Here is a 17,331-nt window from a genome sequence, read left to right as displayed (position 1 = left end):
TGAGCGCGCGCCGCGGCGGCGACTACTTTTTGTAGCGCCAGCGGTGCGCGTTCCCCAGCAGCCACTGACGCAGCGCCTCGCTCACCGGACGCGGCAGCACAGCGCTATGGCATCCCTGCACCGCCGCCGCCAGATCGAACAGCACCCGGTCGTCCACCTGGTGATTCGCCTCCTTCAGCTGGCTGAAAGCCTGAGTTGCCCCGACGCGTTCCAAATCGGCCAGCGATCGGATGCCGATCCGATACAGGCGCCGCTCCATATTAATCGAGATATTCGGACGCGTATGCAGGCGCCGCATCGCCGCCAGACGGATATCGTTGTCGCTGCGCGCCTGCTGCAGCGAGCGCCGCAGCAGGGTGGCCAGGCGCTGGGGCTGTTGCCATATGGCCGCCTCGACCCGGTAATAGCCCAGCCGCACCGGGAAACCGCGCTTTGTATAGATAAACGGCTGCATTCCGCAGTCTTCACAGTGACGCCCCTGCGCATCGCGGGCCCGTAGGTAGAGCTCCCCCTCTGCGATCAGGGCAAACATCACCCCGTCACACCATACGCCCTGGCCGCCGAACTGAGAGCGCAGCAAGACCCGCCCCAGCGCCGCAAACAGGGACTCCGCCACCCGGCTTTTTTCACCCTGCAGTCCATTCATGTATATCTCCTTAATAATCATTGTAATCAATGACCTGTCATCAGATCGCTGCAGATAACCATTAGCAACATAACCAATTCAACCGGAACACCCAATACACAACAGAGCGACGCAATGCCTTACATCCGATAAATGCGAAGCGTATTCAAAAAAACAGGTTGATCTTCGGACAGCGTAGAATTACTGTATAAGCATACAGTATACGGAACGAGAACATGACTATGCGTACATCCCCGTTGCATCCTGCTACAGACAGCGTCGTATTCAGCCGCCCCGCCTGCCAGAGCGCGCCCACGGTGCCGCAAAGCGGTTTTGTCAGCGAGCTGGGATATGGCGCCCAGCAGCCGCTGCTGTCGCTGCTGCTGCCTCCGTTACTGCGCCAGCTGGGGGAGCAGTCCCGCTGGCAGCTGTGGATCACCGCCCAGCAGAAACCCAGCAAGCGCTGGCTGTCTGCCTGCGGCGTTCCGGTTCATAAAGTGATGCAGCTGAGACGCGCGGAGGCGGGAGACGCGATCTATGCGATGGAACAGGCGCTACGCAGCGGAAACTACAGCGTCGTACTCGGATGGCTGCCGCCGCTGACGGCCGCCGAGCGGCTGCGGCTCAACTGTGCGGCGCAGGCCGGTCACAGTATCGGACTGCTGATGCAGCCTCAAGAGGGTAAAATGGCCACGGCGGTGCAGCCTCAGGCTCACGCCACGCATCACGGGTCTGCGCGTTACCATTAAATCACTTTAGGATAAATCCAACGCGGATACGTTCATAATATGAAAATAAGTTATTCATAATGGGGAAATCCCCACCGGTTAAGAGGTTAGGGTGACTGAAAACCATTTCAGTTACGCACAAAAAAACGCCACCTGTTTACCAAAACACAAACCACACTCTTTTTTTTTGGTGAGCATAATCACATCGTACTTGTAAGTTTCTAATCTCGTTGTAGACTTGTTATCGCAGCGGCTGTTCGAGATATCTATAATTGTTACCTGGCTAACAGCGTAATAAACCGAGCGACAGCCGTATAAAAGGTATTAAACCAAGAGCTATAGTTATAGCTCATTGCCTATTTGGATGATAACGAGGCGCAAAATGAAAAAAACAGCGATCGCATTAGCAGTGGCACTGGCAGGTTTCGCTACCGTAGCTCAGGCAGCTCCGAAAGACGACACCTGGTACGTCGGTGGTAAACTGGGCTGGTCCCACTTTATCAGCAACAGCTTTGAAGACATGGGCACAACCAAATCCCATCCGAATCAGCTGGGCGCGGGTGCTTTCTTCGGCTACCAAGCCAACCCGTACCTGGGCTTCGAAATGGGCTACGACTGGCTGGGCCGCATGGGCTACACCGGTGACGTGAATGCCAAATTCAAGTCACAGGGCGTACAGCTGGCTGCCAAACTGAGCTACCCGCTGATGGACGATCTGGACGTATACACCCGCCTGGGCGGCATGGTATGGCGTTCTGATATCCACGGCGCAGCAGACGGCGGCGACTATACTTCAAGCCACGACACCGGCGTTTCTCCGCTGGCCGCTATCGGCGTTGAATACGCACTGAACAAAGACTGGGCTACCCGTCTGGATTATCAGTACGTTAACAAGGTTGGCACCCGCAGCGAAACCGGCGCACGTCCGGACAACACCATGCTGAGCCTGGGCGTTGTATACCGCTTCGGTCAGGATGAAGTCGCTGCTCCGGCGCCGATCCCGGCTCCGGCTCCGGCTCCGGTCGTTGAAACCAAGCGTTTCACCCTGAAGTCTGACGTTCTGTTCAACTTCAACAAGTTCACCCTGAAAGCCGAAGGCCGTCAGGCGCTGGATCAGCTGTACAGCCAGCTGAGCAGCATGGATCCGAAAGACGGCTCCGTGGTCGTTCTGGGCTACACCGACCGCATCGGTTCCGAGCAGTACAACCTGAAGCTGTCTAAGCAGCGTGCTCAGACCGTGGTTGACTACCTGGTATCTAAAGGCATCCCGGCAGACAAGATCTCTGCCCGTGGTATGGGTAAAGCTGATCCGGTTACCGGTTCTACCTGTGATAACGTGAAACCGCGTGCGGCACTGATCAACTGCCTGGCACCGGATCGTCGCGTTGTTATCGAAGTGAAAGGCATCAAAGAAGAAGTTTCTCAGCCGCAGGCTTAAGTTCTTCCCTTTCATGCAAAACCCCGCTCCGCGGGGTTTTTTTATGCCTGCCGATAGGGAAAATATGGCATGGATAGAAATAGCAAAGGGGCCTCCCCCGAATAGCGCCGCGGCGCTTTTTTTATTTTCTCATTCCGCCCGCGCAGCGCTGAACGACAACGCGGTGTCTCTGACCCGCGTCGATTACACAGAACAAATAAATTCAGCGGACAGGAGGATTAGCGAAGCTAAGATTATTCTTTTTAGTTTGAATGGATATGCTATTTCTACTTTTTAGGAATATATGAAGAAAAAATAAAGCACTGATATCAGAAAAACATTACGTTATTTAATGTTCAGGGTAGGCGCAGCCTGGTCCATTCGGTATAACTGGATATTAATCCCGTTCACTGTGTAAAAAGGCCTGCAGATCCTGCTTTAACGAACTCATCTGGCTGGCATACAGCTCTTTGCGCTCCGCATCCTCGATAAGCTGAACGATGGTGTCAGACAGCGTGACGCCGCGCCGCTGCGCCAGCGCCGCCAAACGCTGCCAGACCAAAAACTCCAGATCGATGGACTTTTTACGGGTATGCTGATTTTCGGCGTTAAAATGGCGCTTACGTCGGGCGCGGATAGTCTGCTTCATGCGATTGCCCAGCGCCGGATCCATATGCTCGCGGATCCAGGGCAGCACCTTTACCGGCTCATGCTCCAGGCGCAGCAGCTGCTCCACCGCCTGCTGCGCCTGACTGAGCTCCTGATAGCGGGTGATCGGCTCCCCCTCCCGGTGTTTTTTCACCAGGTATTTCCACTTCCAGCCACACTCCAGATTTTCAAGCTGTTGATATTTCATATCTGTCTGCCAGTGACACGGTAACTTATCTCTAAGAATAACAATTTTTAGCACTTTTGCCGTCTAAAAATCCACGTAAAGGGCAAAAAAACGGCACTTAACGACGCAGGCCACAATCCATCCGTTCATCGGACCGAGTTTCCTGTGCAGTCAGGCGGATTCTTGTATAATTGTTTTTTTCCGACTAACGATGATTTGACAACGTTGAGCAACTACCGACTTGAGTGGCAATCGCTACTGCCCGATACAACTCCTTATACCTCTGTGTTCAGCAGTGCTGCCGCGCTGTCGGCGATCACCTTTGCCGAATATCAGCCGCGTCTGGAGAACAGCCTGGCGCACTTTTGCCATGCCCATGCCCCCAGCCCGTTTATGCTGGTCAAGGCAGAGACCGACTTTGAACACCTGACGATCCTGCGGCGCGCCGTAGAGACCCTGCTCCCCGTGGGCGGCCTCTACGGCAGCCGCTATCACATCACGTCTGAGCAGATCGACGTTACCCCCGCAGAGAGGCCAGAGGACAACCTGGCGGCGACGCAGCGGGTGGCGTGCGCCGAATGGTTTGAGGGTGAGCAGCTGCTGGGCACCGTGCGCCAGGGCAAGAGCGGACTCCTGCTGCAGCCGGGCCTGGTACATCAGGCCAACGGCGGAGTGCTGATCCTGTCCCTGCGCACCCTGCTGACGCAGCCGCTGCTGTGGATGCGTCTGAAGCAGTTCGTCACCACCGGCCGTTTCCAGTGGTTTGCGCCGGATGAAAGCCGTCCGCTGCCACAGCCGATCCCCGACATGCCGCTACAGCTGAAGGTCCTGCTGGTCAGCGACCGGGAAGGGCTGGCCGACTTTCAGGAGATGGAGCCAGAGCTGTATGAAAGTGCCCTGTACGGCGAGTTTGAGGTCGACATGCCGCTGGTGGACAGCGACGATATGCAGCGCTGGTGCGCGCTGGTATCGACGCTGGCGGCCAACCAGCAGCTGCCGGCCATCACGCCGGATGCCTGGCCGTCGCTGATCCGCAGCGCCGTGCGCTACAGCGGCGATCAGAATCTGCTCCCGCTCAATCCGGTGATGCTGGGACGCATGCTGCGCGAAGCCGCGCTGTATGCCGATCCGCATATCAACGCCGATGCGCTGCGGCAGGCGCAGGAGACCCGCCTCTGGCGTGAGAGTTATCTGTCGGAGCGCATGCATGACGAAATCGAAGTCGGCCAGCTGCTGATCGATACCGAAGGGGCCGCGATCGGCCAAATCAACGGCCTGTCCGTGCTGGAATACCCGGGACATCCCCTGCTCTTCGGCGAGCCCTCGCGCATCAGCTGCGTGGTCTATCAGGGCGACGGCGAGTTTACCGACGTCGAGCGCAAGGCCGAGCTAGGCGGCAATCTGCATGCCAAGGGGATGATGATCATGCAGGCCTTCCTGATCTCCGAGCTGGAGCTGGATCAGCAGCTGCCCTTCTCCGCATCGCTGGTGTTCGAGCAGTCCTATGGCGAAGTCGACGGTGACAGCGCCTCGCTGGCCGAGCTCTGTGCCCTGATCAGCGCCCTGGCCATGGTGCCGATCAATCAGCAGATCGCGGTTACCGGCTCCGTCGATCAGTTCGGTCACGTCCAGCCCATCGGCGGCGTCAACGAGAAGATCGAAGGCTTCTTTGAGGCCTGCCAGCGTCGGGGACTGACAGGTAAACAAGGGGTTATCATCCCCACCACCAACGTACGCCACCTGTGCCTGCGCGATGACGTCGTTGAGGCCGTCAAGGCCGGGACATTCCATCTCTGGGCGGTAGAAAATGCCGAGGATGCGCTGCCGCTGCTGACCGGCGTCGCCTACCTCAGTGAAAATGGCCCCAGCCTGCTGGGGACGATCCAGGCGCGTATCGCCGCTGCCAGCCCGCTGCTGGATCGGCGCATGCTGCCCTGGCCGATACGCTGGCTAAACTGGTTTAACCGTGGCTGATCGGACTTGTTCAGCGTACACCTGTTAGCTAAGATGGTCATCTCATTGAATAAAGGCTGACGAGAATTATGGTAGATAAACGCGAGTCCTATACCAAAGTGGATCTGGAAGCATCCGGTCGTGGAGAACTGTTTGGCGCCGGCGGGCCGCCGCTGCCGTCAGGCAACATGCTGATGATGGATCGCGTCATCAAAATGACCGAGGACGGCGGTAATCACAACAAAGGCTATGTCGAAGCCGAGCTGGATATCAATCCGGACCTGTGGTTTTTCGCCTGCCACTTCGTTGGCGATCCGGTCATGCCGGGCTGCCTCGGCCTGGATGCCATGTGGCAGCTGGTCGGTTTCTATCTCGGCTGGCTGGGCGGCGAAGGCAAAGGCCGCGCGCTGGGCGTCGGCGAGGTCAAATTCACCGGACAGGTACTGCCAACGGCCAAGAAAGTGACCTATCGCATTCACTTTAAACGCGTTATCAACCGCAAGCTAATCATGGGTATGGCCGACGGCGAAGTCCTGGTCGACGGCAAGCTTATCTACACCGCCAGCGATCTGAAGGTCGGTCTGTTCAAAGACACCAGCGCCTTCTAAACCCGCGCATCATGGCCGGGTAGACAAAACGCAGCTCCGCTGCGTTTTTTTATGCCAGAGCCGCGGGGCCTCATGTAAAAACCCCCGCACGGGGGGTTTTTACGCTCGAATGGTGTGGGGGAGTACTACGCTACCGCAACCAGAGACCTGTCCTCCATGGCCTGCCGCCAGCCTCCCAGCCAGTAAGAACGAGCGTCCAGAGAATGATAAGGACAAAGCTCCTTGGAACGACCTGCAATACCCGCTTGATAGCCGCGGGCCTGCGCCCTTTCCAGACGATCGCGTTTCTGTCTCTTCATGCCTTTTTTCCCTCATAATTACGCTGGTGGAAAGAAAACAGTGGTCAGCGTACGCTGCCACCCTTAACCAATAGCCACTTTTACCCGTCGGGTCAATGGTGAAAATTCGCCCACCCGTCACAGTTCTGCGCTAAAGTTGCGGTTATTTTTTCTGTTTCGGGTCGAGTTGGTAGCGTAATTCACTGAGGGATATCAAAAAAAACGCCCCTCGCCGACAATGGCCAGGGGCGCTGCATTTACACGCGGTAACGCATTTTAGTTGGCGCGGGCGATCTGACCGGCCATGCTGGCGATCTCCTGCTGCCACCCCTGCGCCAAGGTACGCACCAGCGCATCATAGCCATTCCCCTGCTGCGGAAGCACGATGTGGAACGCTTTTTGCGTCAGTGTCCCCTGGCGGCTCAGCAGCCACTCTCCGGCCACCACCACCTTACCGTCATAGCGTCCATAGAACGCGTTGACGTTAACGGTCAGGGTATCCTGTCCTATCTCCAGCGGCTGGGCTGACACCAGCCACCCTGGCATCCCGGCGCTGAGGCCGGCCACCAGCGACTGGGTCAGCTGCTGGGCCAGCGGACTGGCCCACAGGTTATTGCTGGCCGTCACGAACTGCACATCGTTCTGCTGATAGACCACCCCCATCCCCCCGAGCAGATCGGTGACGTTCACCGGCTGCACCCACAGCTGGCGCTCCTGCGGCGCCGTCTGGGCGACGGTGGTTTTCGCCGCCGGCGTCGTCGGCAGCTGATAGTAAGACTTCTGATCGCTTGCTCTACAGGCGCTCAGCGCCAGTACCGCTAACAGTATCATCCCTCTCTTCATGGCTTGGCTCCCTTGGGATGCGGATCTTTACCCGCCGGTGCCTCAAACACCAGCGCGTTGCTCTTCTGATTCAGGGTGCGCAACACCGGCTGCAGCTCGCGCAGCACCTGGTCCAGATGCTGCAGATCGCTCACCATCTGGTTATAGGCTGGCGAGCCCGGCTGGATCCCCTTAATGGTCCGATTCAGCTCGATCAGCGACCGCTGCAGATCGCTCGGCAGCGACTGCATCGCCTTGCTGGACAGGATATTATTCAGCTGTTGCAGCGTCTCCTGCGTCTTCAGCATCGTCCCCTGGCTAGTCTTCAGCGCTCCGGTCGCCGCCGAGATCATCGGCTCCAGCGGCAGCGCATTCAGTTTATCCAGCACCGCGGTGACCTTCTGCTGCAGCTGTGCCAGCCCGCCGCTCACCGTCGGCATAATCGGAATCCCGCTGATGACGTCGGGGCCTTTCCACGGCTTGGCATTGGGGTAGAAGTCCAGATCGATATACAGCGCGCCGGTGATCAGGTTGCTCGACTTCAGCGCCGCGCGCAGACCGCTATGGCGGATCCCCAGCAAATGCTGACGCAGGTTAAAGTTGTCGCCCATGTTCTCTTCGAGGCGCTCGGGCTCAATGTGCACCAGCACAGGAATGCGGTAGTTGGCATCCAGACGCTGATCCAGCCCTTTCACATAGTAAGGCACCTGCGCCACGGTTCCCAGCCGGATACCGCGGAACTCAACCGGCGCCCCGGCCTGCAGGCCACGAATCGAATCGGCAAAGAACATCAGCACGTCAAAGTGCTCGGTATAGAGCGAGTCCTGAATGCTATTCTGGTTATCGTACAGAATATAGTCGCTCAGATTGGCTACCTCCTTGCCCGGACTCAGCCCCTGCGGCACGTCGAAGCTGACGCCGCCGCTCAGCAGCGTCGCCAGCGATCCCATCTGCACCCGCATCCCCTGCGCCGACACATCGAAGGAGATACCGCTGTCCACCCAGAAGCGGACGTTTTCAGTGACCAGGGTGTCATACGGCGCCGCGATAAACAGCTGATAGGTGATCTTACGGGCCTTGGTATCGAACCCGCTGGTCTCCACCGAGCCCACCCGCAAACCGCGGAACAGCACCGGATCGCCAGGATTCAGCTGACCGGCCTTATCGCTGACCAGCATAATGCGGATGCCTTTGGCATCCGGCGGCGCCAGCGGCGGCTGATCCAGCAGATTAAACTCATGCTGTTCGCTATCGTTCGATCCCGGCTGCAGCCCGATATAGGCGCCGGACAGCAGCGTCCCCAGGCCCGAGATCCCTTCGCGGCCAACCTGCGGCTTCACCACCCAGAATACGCTGTCCTTGCGCAGCAGCTTCTCCATGCCGGTTTGCAGACGCGCCTTGACGATCACCTGATTCAGGTTATCGCTCAGCGTCACACTCTCCACCGTACCGACGTCCACGCTACGGCTCTTGATCGCCGTTTTTCCGGCGATGATGCCCTCGGCGTTTTGGGTGATCAGCGTGACCTCCGGCCCCTGATGGCTGAAGTGGTAAAAAATAATCCAGGCGCCGATCAGCGCAGTCAGGATAGGAATAATCCAGACCGGTGACCAGCGCTTGATACGCTCGATTTTAGCCGTTGTTTGTTCATCCACCTTCAATTATCCCTACTCCCCTGTTGGTACTCTGCTCTCGCGATCCCACAGCAACCGGGGATCAAACACCATGGCGGAAATCATGGTAATAATGACCACGGCGGCAAACAGAATGGCGCCGATATCCGGATAAATGCTCATCAGACGCCCCATGCTTACCAGCGACGAGAGCACCGCGATCACAAATACGTCGATCATCGACCAGCGGCCGACAAACTCGACGATCTCATAAATAACGTGCATCCGCTCGCTGTCCCGCCCGGTGCCGTGGCGCGATGCCCAGCACAGCCAGGCGATGGACAAGATCTTCAGCGATGGCACCATGATGCTGGCGATGAAGATCACCATCGCCACCGGGTATGAGCCCTCACCCCACAGCAGGATCACCCCGGCCATAATGGTGGAGGTCAGCTTGCTGCCCAGCGCCTGAGTGACCATGATCGGCAGCAGGTTGGCCGGAATATACAGCAGCAGTGCCGTCACCAGCAGCGCCAGCGTCCACTGCAGGCTATTACGCCGCCGGGCATAGCCGGTCGTCAGACAGCGCGGACACTGATGTTGATCCGCCGGCAGGATCGCCGTACAGCAGGCACAGGATCGCAGCCCCTGCCGCAGCCCGGTGTCACCGCAGCGCTGCGGCAGGTCACAGGGCGGCGGCGCGGCGATGTCATCCCACAGCAGCCGACGATCCACCATCTGGAATGCGCGGACCTGAAGCAGGCAAAACAGGCAGTAGGCCCAAAAGCTGCTGCCGACCCCCACGTCGCCATACGCCATCAGCTTGACAAAGCTGACCAGCACGCCGGCGAGAAAGATCTCCACCATACACCAGGCGCGGCACTGCAGCAGGATCCGCGCCAGCCCCACCCTGAGCATCGCCGGCAGCGGCACCCGTAGACACAGTAGGATGATCACCACCATACAAAACGCGGGGATCACCTGCACAAAAATCATAAACAGCGTGGCGATACTGACGTAGTTTTCAGACATCAGCATACCGGGGATCTCGATCAGCGTAATGGCATTGCTGATCCCGGCCACCGACATCGTGACGAATGAGAACAGATTAGCCACCACTAAAAGAAACAGCGCGCTGATCGCATACAGCGTCGGCTGCAGATGCGGATGACGCCAACGCATGGCCAGCGTCGTACCACAGCGCGGACATACGCTCTTGGTGCCCCAGGTCAACCGGGGCAGCGCAACCAGCATGTCGCACTGTGGGCACAGCATATGGGTATTTTCCGTATCCTGTTGACTGCACATTAGATTATCCGGTTATAAAAAAGCCCGATACGCTGCACGCCGGCAGCCATCAGGCTGATGATTATCCCTGCGACTATAGCCTCAATCAGCTGGCATTTTTTTGCGTTTCGAGGGATTCCCAGCGGGCATACGCCTGCTCCAGCGTCTGCTCGCACTCCGCCAGCGCCTGCAGCACCGGCTGGGTCTCGCCGTGCGGCAGAGAGAAAAAGTCCGGTGAGGCGACCTGCGCCTGCAAGGCGGCGAGCTGCTCCTCCTGCGCCTCAATCTGCTGCGGCAGCTGCTCCAGCTCCCTTAACTGATTGTAGCTCAGCTTATTGCTGCTGCGACGCCGCTCCGTTTTCGCCTCCCCCTTCAGCGCCTGCGGTGCGGCGTCCGTCGCCGCCGGCGAGCGCAGCGCCTGCGAGGCGGCCTGCTGCTGATGGGCATCGGCGTAGCCGCCGGTATAGCGGGCAATCACGCCGTCGCCCTCGAAGATCCAGCAGTCGGTCACACAGTTATCGACAAACTGACGATCGTGGCTCACCAGCAGCACAGTTCCTGGGTAGTTGGCGACCAACTCCTCCAGCAGCTCTAGCGTTTCGATATCCAAATCGTTGGTAGGTTCATCAAGCACCAGTAAATTGCTCGGTTTTAGGAACAATCTCGCCAACAACAGTCGGTTACGCTCCCCACCGGAGAGCGCGCGCACCGGCGTCATCGCCCGCTTGGGGTGGAACAGGAAGTCCTGCAGATAACCCAGCACATGCCGAGCGCGCCCGTTGACCATCACCTCCTGCTTACCCTCGGCCAGGTTATCCATCACCGTCTTGTCCGGATCCAGCTCGGCGCGGTGCTGGTCGAAATAGGCGATCTCCAGCTTGGTGCCGCAGCGCACGCTGCCGCTGTCCGGATTAAGCTGACCGAGCATCAGTTTCAGCAGCGTAGTTTTACCGCAGCCGTTGGCCCCGACCAGGGCGATCTTATCGCCGCGCAGCACCTGACCGGAAAAGTCGCGCACCAGCGTCTTATCGCCGCAGCGGTAGCTGACGTTCTCCAGCTCGAAGACGATTTTCCCGGAGCGCAGCGCCTCTTCGGCCTGCATCCTGGCGTTCCCCTGCTGCGCCCGGCGCTGGGCATGCTCCTGACGCATCGACTTCAGCGCACGCACGCGCCCCTCGTTACGGGTACGGCGCGCCTTGATCCCCTGACGGATCCACGCCTCCTCCTGCGCCAGTCGGCGATCGAATTCGGCGTTTTGCAGCTCCTCCACCCGCAGCGCCTCTTCCTTCCCGGTCAGATAGGCGTCATAGTCTCCCGGCCAGGAGACAAGCTTGCCGCGGTCGAGGTCGACGATGCGCGTCGCCATGGCGCGAATAAAGGCGCGGTCATGGGAAATGAAGATAATGCTACCGCCAAACTCCTTAAGGAATCCCTCCAGCCAGGTAATGGTATCGATATCCAGGTGGTTGGTCGGCTCATCCAGCAGCAGGACGTCCGGCTCGCACACCAGCGCACGCGCCAGCGCCGCCTTGCGCAGCCACCCGCCGGAAAGCGCCGAGAGCGGGGTATCAGCCTCCAGCCCCAGCTTGGTCAGCACATCGCGAATGCGGGCATCCATACGCCAGATGCCCTGGTGCTCCAGCCGCTCCTGCAGCTCCGCCAGCTGGCGCAGGTGCTGCTCGCTGGGATCGCGCTCGACCTTACGCAGCAGCTCATGGTAGTCGCGCAGATGCTGCGCCTGTTCGGCCACGCCGCCGGCCACAAAGTCGAATACCGAGCCGGCGACGTCACGCGGCGGATCCTGCTGCAGACGCGACACCACCAAATCCTGCGCATACACGACGCGCCCATCGTCCAGCGCCAGCTCGCGCCCCAGGATCTTCAGCAGGGTCGATTTCCCCGCGCCGTTACGCCCGACCAGACAAACGCGCTCGTTGGGTTCGATGTGCAGCTCAGCATTATCCAGCAGCGGCGCATCGCTAAAAGAGAGCCAGGCACCTGAAAGACTAATCAAAGACATGGAATTACTGCTCCTCGCCGGCGTGGGTCACCAGCCAGCAATTGTGGATCTGGCGGTTACGGGCAAAGTCGGCGGAGCGCGTGCGCTCGGTGATCTCCTGCGCCTGCAGACCCAGCTGCGCCAGTCCGGCCAGATCCATTTTGAAACCGCGTTTGTTGTTGGAGAACATGATGGTACCGCCCGGACGCAGTATCCGGGCCAGATCGCGCATCAGATCCAGGTGATCGCGCTGCACATCAAAGGTCCCCTCCATCCGCTTCGAGTTGGAAAAGGTCGGCGGATCGATGAAGATCAGATCGAACTTATCCTCGCAGTGGTGCAGATAGCTCAGGCAGTCCGCCTGAACCAGGCGGTGCTGACGTCCGGTCAGCCCATTCAGGCGCAGGTTGCGCTCCGCCCACTCCAGATAGGTACGGGACATATCGACCGTGGTGGTCGAACGCGCACCGCCCAGCCCGGCATACACGCTGGCGCTGCCGGTATAGGCGAAGAGGTTCAGGAAATCCTTACCGCGGCTCATCTCGCCCAGCGTCCGGCGCGCAATGCGGTGGTCGATAAACAGTCCGCTGTCCAGATAGTCGGTCAGGTTGACCCAGAAACGGGCGCCGTACTCCTGGACCTCCATGAACTCGCCCTTTTGCGCCAGCTTCTCATATTGGCTTTTACCCTTCTGCCGCTCACGGGTTTTCAGGATCAGATTATTGCCTGAAACCCCCATCACCGACTGGGTCACGCTGACCACGTCGAACAGACGCTGGCGTGCCTTCTGCGCATCGACGCTCTTCGGCGGCGCATACTCCTGGACCACGATCTTTTCCCCGTAGCGATCGACCGCCACGTTATACTCCGGCAGATCGGCATCGTAGACCCGATAGCACGTCAGCCCCTCTTGCCGCGCCCACTTATCAAACTTTTTCAGGTTTTTACGCAGACGGTTAGCATAGTCCTGCGCCACCTCGCCGCCGCCGGCCTGCGGGGCCGCGCTCAGGCGATAGTTCTTCTGAACACACTCCAGCGGGCCATTCTTGGCCTTAAACTGGCGCTCGGCGCGCAGCTGCAGACAGCTCAACAGCTCCGGCGAGGCGCTGAACAGCGACAGCTGCCAACCGCCGAACTCCCGCTTCATGATGCGCCCCAGCGTATTGTGCAGCGCAATCAGCGCCGGCTCGCTCTCCAGCCGCTCCCCGTAGGGTGGGTTGCTCAGCACCGTCCCCAGCGGCCCTTCCGGCAGAGGATTGTGCAGCTGAGCCACATCGCCACCGTTAAAGGTGATCAGGGCGGCCACCCCAGCGCGGCGGGCGTTGGCGCGCGCCATCTCCAGCACGCGGCGATCGAGATCGTAGCCAAAGAAACGCGACGTCGTCTGCTCCAGCCCCAAGCGGGCGCGGCGCTGTGCCTCTACCCGCACCTCCTGCCACAGATCGGCGTCGTGACCGAGCCAGCCCATAAAGCCCCAGCGCTCACGCTGCAGCCCCGGCGCCCGATCGGATGCCATCATCGCCGCCTCGATCAGCAGCGTGCCGGATCCGCACATCGGATCGACCATTGGCGTACCTGGCTGCCACCCGGAGCGCAGCACCACGGCGGCCGCCAGCGTCTCTTTCAGCGGCGCCTGGCCGGTCAAATCACGATAGCCGCGCTGATGCAGCCCATCGCCGCTGAGATCCAGCGATACGATCGCCGTTTCCCGCTGCAGATAGACGCTGATACGGATATCGGGATCCTGCTTGGCCACGCTGGGACGCGCGTCGATACTCCGCGTAAAGCGGTCGACAATGGCATCCTTGACCTTAAGGGCGCCATACTGGGTATTGCGGATCTCCTCATTTGTGCCGCTGAAGTGCACGGCAAAGGTCTTATCGATGCCAAACAGCGTCGTCCAATCGATCGCCTGCACGCCCAGATACAGATCCAGATCGCTGTAAACCTTAAACTCGCCCAGCGGCAGCATGATGCGCGACGCCAGACGGCTCCACATCAGACTCTGATAGAGCAAACGCCCATCTCCCCTGAAATGCACGCCACCCTGGACAATCTGGCAGTCATGCGCACCGAGCCCTTCCAGTTCATTTTTCAGTAGTTCTTCGAGACCGCGCGCGGTGCTGGCAAAAAGAGATTTCATGTTTTCACTATCGCTATCAGTCAGTTATGGATGATATCCGCCCAGTTCGACGCAGGAAACACCTGGCGAACGACGCGAAAGTGCGCCGATGGGGAGAATAAACCCGATATTTTCCACTTTTCCCTGCCGCCACGCCATCCCCACAGCGTTTTTTTACGCATTTTCTCCTCCGCACGCCGCCCGCGGCGCCGGCATTGACACCCTCGCCCATCGCTATCCGCGCCGCTGCGCCCCTTCCCCTGCCGGGTACGGCCAGCACCGATGCAGCAGACAAAAATAGCCTGATGGAGTAGGCTAATCCACTTTGGTGAGGCAACGCCTCTCAGGCTTCTAGGCAAGGCTCGACGATTATGCGTAGGTTGAAACACCCCACTCAACACGCCTCATTGAAGATCAGAGCTGAACGGCATCAGTTTTGCTGGCTGTTTATCTCACTGATCGGCGTCTTTTTTATCAATCTGATCCCGAACCTTGGCGATCTGCAGTCCAAATCCCTCATCTGCCTGACGCTGCAGGGGATCGCCGGATTTAACGTGGTTCTGCGCCGCAACCGGGCTTTCGTCACGGTGCCGATCGTACTCAATGTCATCATCTTTCTGTTCTTTCCCGACTCCCTCCCCTTCATCGTGTTAGGGAAGATGCTGTACTTATATTTTTTTACGCTGGTCACGATTGTCGTCGTCCGCAAGGTTATCCGCGCCGCCTCCGCCGACGTCGAAATGGTATTTGCCGCCCTCAGCGGCTTTCTGCTGATCGGCTATATCGGCCTCTTTATCTTTTCCAGCATCGAGGTATTACAACCGGGATCGTTCAAAGGCATTAGCGACAATCCGCAGCAGATGTTTAACGATCTGTTCTATTACTCATTTATCAGCATCCTGACCGTCGGCTATGGCGACATCGTCGCCGTCTCCTGGCCCGCCCGCAACGCTACTATTGTAGTCGTCCTGATGGGCTATATTTATTCGCTGGTCTTTATTGCCAGAATCGTCAGCGACTTCCCGAAGCTGGGGCCGCTGTGCGGCGACGATGAGAGTAAGGGCGAGGAGAAGCACCCTCCCGGCGCCGGCGCTGAACCGCGCAGCGGTGCTGTCGGCGGCGATGACGGCAAGAGGGAGACGATAGCGCCGCCCCGACGCCGACGCTGAACCGCGCATCGCCCCGCACAGCGGCGCTGTCGGCGGTGATGATATCAGGACGGGGAGGATATCCCCGTCCGCCGTCCGGTAAAAAACGGCGCAGCAGAAAGGAGGAGCCGCCGCCATACGGAGGGATGCCGTCACCGTCTCGCCCCCATCGACGCCCTGTAGCGCGCCCACGCCATTCAGCGCCCCGCCAAAGCCATCACCCGATACGCTCCAGACACAATCTATCATGCTGATGAATAATTAATTTATATTAACCAGTCTCATCTTTTATATTTTACAAAACAATGCCGATATCTGATTAATTAAATATTTCCTTTATTCTATCTTTAAGGATATATATGAATGAATTTACTTTAGATTACAATTGCGCGCCACTCGCGCCCTCAGGCGTAAAATGCCCGCCCTACCGACCAATATCCTGCTGGAGTGATTTTTTATATGTTTTTTTATCGAAAATTAGCGAAACATCACACAGTTAAACCATGGTGATGACTGAGAAGGGAACGGCCTCGCCGTCTTCACAAGAAAAATTTTTTGAATATACTACGATTACTTTCACGGGAAATTAAGTTTAATTTGTTTTATATAGAACAAAATAATCAATATCATAAAACAAATATAAATAATGAATGATCGGGGTATCATATGGATAAGAGAATTCCATTACGTTCAGGAATAAGTCATTTTACTGCCGCGACGAGAAAAAAAGGCAGACTATGCTCTGGCGATCTCTCCGAAAATCAATTCTGGCTATTGGTTGAAATATCCCCCATCAGCAGCGAGAAAATTATTGATGCCATGTGGGAGTATTTGATTCTTGGCCACACCAGAAAAGAGATCTGTGAGCGCATTGGCGTCAGTAATGGATATCTTAGCACCAGCCTAGGTCGCCTGTCGTATATTCACCACATTGTTTCTTGTCTTGCCGGCTATTATAAGACATAACAGCACAGCATTTTAATGGCGTTCGCACATTCGCTTACCTATTCCAGGACATGCCGAAAGAGCCCGCTATTGCGTTGTTGGGATAGCGCCGAAGCAGCACATTATATGTTTTTATTAATTTATACCATTGCTGAACTGAGAGAGCTAAATGAATTATGCCATATTGACTAAATACCCTGTATTAGCGGCGCTGGTTTTCCCCCTTGTCGGCAACGCCGTCGCACTTGATACACAAACCAGAAGCTATAGCATCACCCTGGGTGCGTCCCGAATTATTTTTGATGCTGAAAGCGATAGCTATAATCTCCCCATTGAGAATAAGCAGCCCTATCCTATTCTGGTGGAGTCTCGGGTTATGGATGAGAAGTCCGAGAAAAAATCCCCAGACTATATTGTGACACCGCCATTGTTTCGCCTTGACAGCGGGCAAAAGAACACCATCTCGATCATTAGAGTCAACGCCAGCGCTCCTCGCACTATCGAGTCAATGCACTGGATCTGTGTGAAGAGTATTCCGCCGACCGAAGGCAGCGCCTGGAGCGATGATGATAAGAAGCGCAGCAACGGCATTTTAAACGTCAACGTAATGGTGAATAGCTGTATTAAATTAATTACCCGCCCAGCGTCTTTGAATATCAAAGACGCGAGTTATGCGTCAGCCTTGATCTGGGAGCAGAGCAAGGGTGCGCTTACCATTAAAAATCCAACCCCCTACTTTATTAACTTCAGAGAAATAAAAATTAATGGTCAGCCCATAACGCCGCCGATCGCGCTCAAGCCACAGGACGTTTATCGCTTTGCACAGAAAAACATTGCCCATAAAGGGGCAAAAATCACCTGGAGCCTGATTAATGACTACGGCGGCACTACCCGTGACTATCAGACCCTTCTCGACTGAATGATGCTGTGGACGAATATAGATTAGCGCTG

At 57.6% G+C, this 17,331-nt stretch carries 17 protein-coding genes; 8 read left to right on the top strand and 9 right to left on the bottom strand.

What is annotated here, in order from left to right:
* Positions 1-22: 22 nt before the first annotated feature.
* Positions 23-646 carry a TfoX/Sxy family protein gene (locus tag ETEE_RS14645; protein ID WP_034164375.1) on the bottom strand — a complete coding sequence of 208 codons (624 nt, stop codon included), beginning with the start codon at positions 644-646 and terminating at the stop codon, positions 23-25.
* A 215-nt stretch (positions 647-861) separates the two neighbouring features.
* On the opposite strand from ETEE_RS14645, the gene sulA reads away from it, so the two are divergent.
* The 3 genes from sulA to ETEE_RS21350 all read left to right on the top strand — a co-directional run bounded on the left by sulA (position 862) and on the right by ETEE_RS21350 (position 3,068).
* Complete coding sequence (gene sulA, locus ETEE_RS14640; protein ID WP_255640314.1) at positions 862-1,374, top strand: SOS-induced cell division inhibitor SulA; 513 nt, start codon at positions 862-864, stop codon at positions 1,372-1,374.
* A 361-nt stretch (positions 1,375-1,735) separates the two neighbouring features.
* Positions 1,736-2,791 (top strand): porin OmpA, encoded by a 1,056-nt coding sequence (gene ompA / locus ETEE_RS14635; protein WP_034164376.1) that lies wholly within the window; start codon positions 1,736-1,738, stop codon positions 2,789-2,791.
* A 64-nt stretch (positions 2,792-2,855) separates the two neighbouring features.
* Positions 2,856-3,068, top strand: a complete 213-nt coding sequence (locus ETEE_RS21350) for a hypothetical protein (RefSeq protein ID WP_144242829.1) — start codon at positions 2,856-2,858, stop codon at positions 3,066-3,068.
* A 99-nt stretch (positions 3,069-3,167) separates the two neighbouring features.
* Here ETEE_RS21350 and matP read toward each other — a convergent pair whose 3' ends face one another.
* Entirely contained in the window at positions 3,168-3,626 is a 459-nt protein-coding gene (matP, locus tag ETEE_RS14630; protein WP_034164377.1) for a macrodomain Ter protein MatP, read from the bottom strand.
* Positions 3,627-3,830: 204 nt separating this feature from the next.
* Between matP and ETEE_RS14625 the strand changes: the two genes are divergently transcribed.
* Together ETEE_RS14625 and fabA are read left to right on the top strand one after the other, a co-directional pair.
* Positions 3,831-5,579: an AAA family ATPase gene (locus ETEE_RS14625; RefSeq protein ID WP_174434938.1), complete on the top strand. Its 1,749-nt coding sequence runs from the start codon at positions 3,831-3,833 to the stop codon at positions 5,577-5,579.
* A 68-nt stretch (positions 5,580-5,647) separates the two neighbouring features.
* Positions 5,648-6,166: a bifunctional 3-hydroxydecanoyl-ACP dehydratase/trans-2-decenoyl-ACP isomerase gene (gene fabA / locus ETEE_RS14620; RefSeq protein WP_034164378.1), complete on the top strand. Its 519-nt coding sequence runs from the start codon at positions 5,648-5,650 to the stop codon at positions 6,164-6,166.
* A 125-nt stretch (positions 6,167-6,291) separates the two neighbouring features.
* Here fabA and rmf read toward each other — a convergent pair whose 3' ends face one another.
* The 7 genes from rmf to ETEE_RS21640 form a co-directional block, all read right to left on the bottom strand.
* Positions 6,292-6,465: a ribosome modulation factor gene (gene rmf, locus ETEE_RS20340; RefSeq protein ID WP_015461265.1), complete on the bottom strand. Its 174-nt coding sequence runs from the start codon at positions 6,463-6,465 to the stop codon at positions 6,292-6,294.
* Between the two features lie 255 nt (positions 6,466-6,720).
* Entirely contained in the window at positions 6,721-7,287 is a 567-nt protein-coding gene (gene pqiC / locus ETEE_RS14615) for a membrane integrity-associated transporter subunit PqiC (protein WP_034164379.1), read from the bottom strand.
* The gene (gene pqiB / locus ETEE_RS14610; RefSeq protein WP_081854061.1) at positions 7,284-8,927 is read right to left on the bottom strand and encodes an intermembrane transport protein PqiB; all 1,644 of its coding nucleotides are present in this window, start codon (positions 8,925-8,927) and stop codon (positions 7,284-7,286) included. The genes pqiC and pqiB overlap by 4 nt, the downstream gene beginning before the upstream one ends.
* 6 nt (positions 8,928-8,933) lie before the next feature.
* On the bottom strand, positions 8,934-10,187 hold the full coding sequence (pqiA, locus tag ETEE_RS14605) for a membrane integrity-associated transporter subunit PqiA (RefSeq protein WP_034164380.1): 1,254 nt from the start codon (positions 10,185-10,187) through the stop codon (positions 8,934-8,936).
* Between the two features lie 85 nt (positions 10,188-10,272).
* The gene (locus ETEE_RS14600; RefSeq protein WP_034164381.1) at positions 10,273-12,186 is read right to left on the bottom strand and encodes an ABC transporter ATP-binding protein; all 1,914 of its coding nucleotides are present in this window, start codon (positions 12,184-12,186) and stop codon (positions 10,273-10,275) included.
* Between the two features lie 4 nt (positions 12,187-12,190).
* On the bottom strand, positions 12,191-14,308 hold the full coding sequence (rlmKL, locus tag ETEE_RS14595) for a bifunctional 23S rRNA (guanine(2069)-N(7))-methyltransferase RlmK/23S rRNA (guanine(2445)-N(2))-methyltransferase RlmL (RefSeq protein WP_034164382.1): 2,118 nt from the start codon (positions 14,306-14,308) through the stop codon (positions 12,191-12,193).
* 20 nt (positions 14,309-14,328) lie between these two features.
* Entirely contained in the window at positions 14,329-14,469 is a 141-nt protein-coding gene (locus ETEE_RS21640) for a hypothetical protein (RefSeq protein ID WP_162207669.1), read from the bottom strand.
* Between the two features lie 225 nt (positions 14,470-14,694).
* Here ETEE_RS21640 and ETEE_RS14590 point away from each other — a divergent pair, with 225 nt between their 5' ends.
* The 3 genes from ETEE_RS14590 to ETEE_RS14585 all read left to right on the top strand — a co-directional run bounded on the left by ETEE_RS14590 (position 14,695) and on the right by ETEE_RS14585 (position 17,299).
* A complete protein-coding gene (locus ETEE_RS14590; RefSeq protein ID WP_338031704.1) occupies positions 14,695-15,456 on the top strand; it encodes a potassium channel family protein in 762 nt (253 codons plus the stop codon).
* A gap of 645 nt (positions 15,457-16,101) precedes the next feature.
* Complete coding sequence (locus tag ETEE_RS20330; RefSeq protein WP_071844183.1) at positions 16,102-16,401, top strand: PapB/FocB family fimbrial expression transcriptional regulator; 300 nt, start codon at positions 16,102-16,104, stop codon at positions 16,399-16,401.
* A 148-nt stretch (positions 16,402-16,549) separates the two neighbouring features.
* Complete coding sequence (locus tag ETEE_RS14585; RefSeq protein WP_225865158.1) at positions 16,550-17,299, top strand: fimbrial biogenesis chaperone; 750 nt, start codon at positions 16,550-16,552, stop codon at positions 17,297-17,299.
* Positions 17,300-17,331 lie beyond the last annotated feature (32 nt).

Origin of the sequence: Edwardsiella anguillarum ET080813 (genome assembly GCF_000264765.2) — a bacterium.
In the GTDB taxonomy this organism is placed as follows: domain Bacteria; phylum Pseudomonadota; class Gammaproteobacteria; order Enterobacterales; family Enterobacteriaceae; genus Edwardsiella; species Edwardsiella anguillarum.
This window is presented reverse-complemented; position numbering and strand designations above follow the sequence as displayed.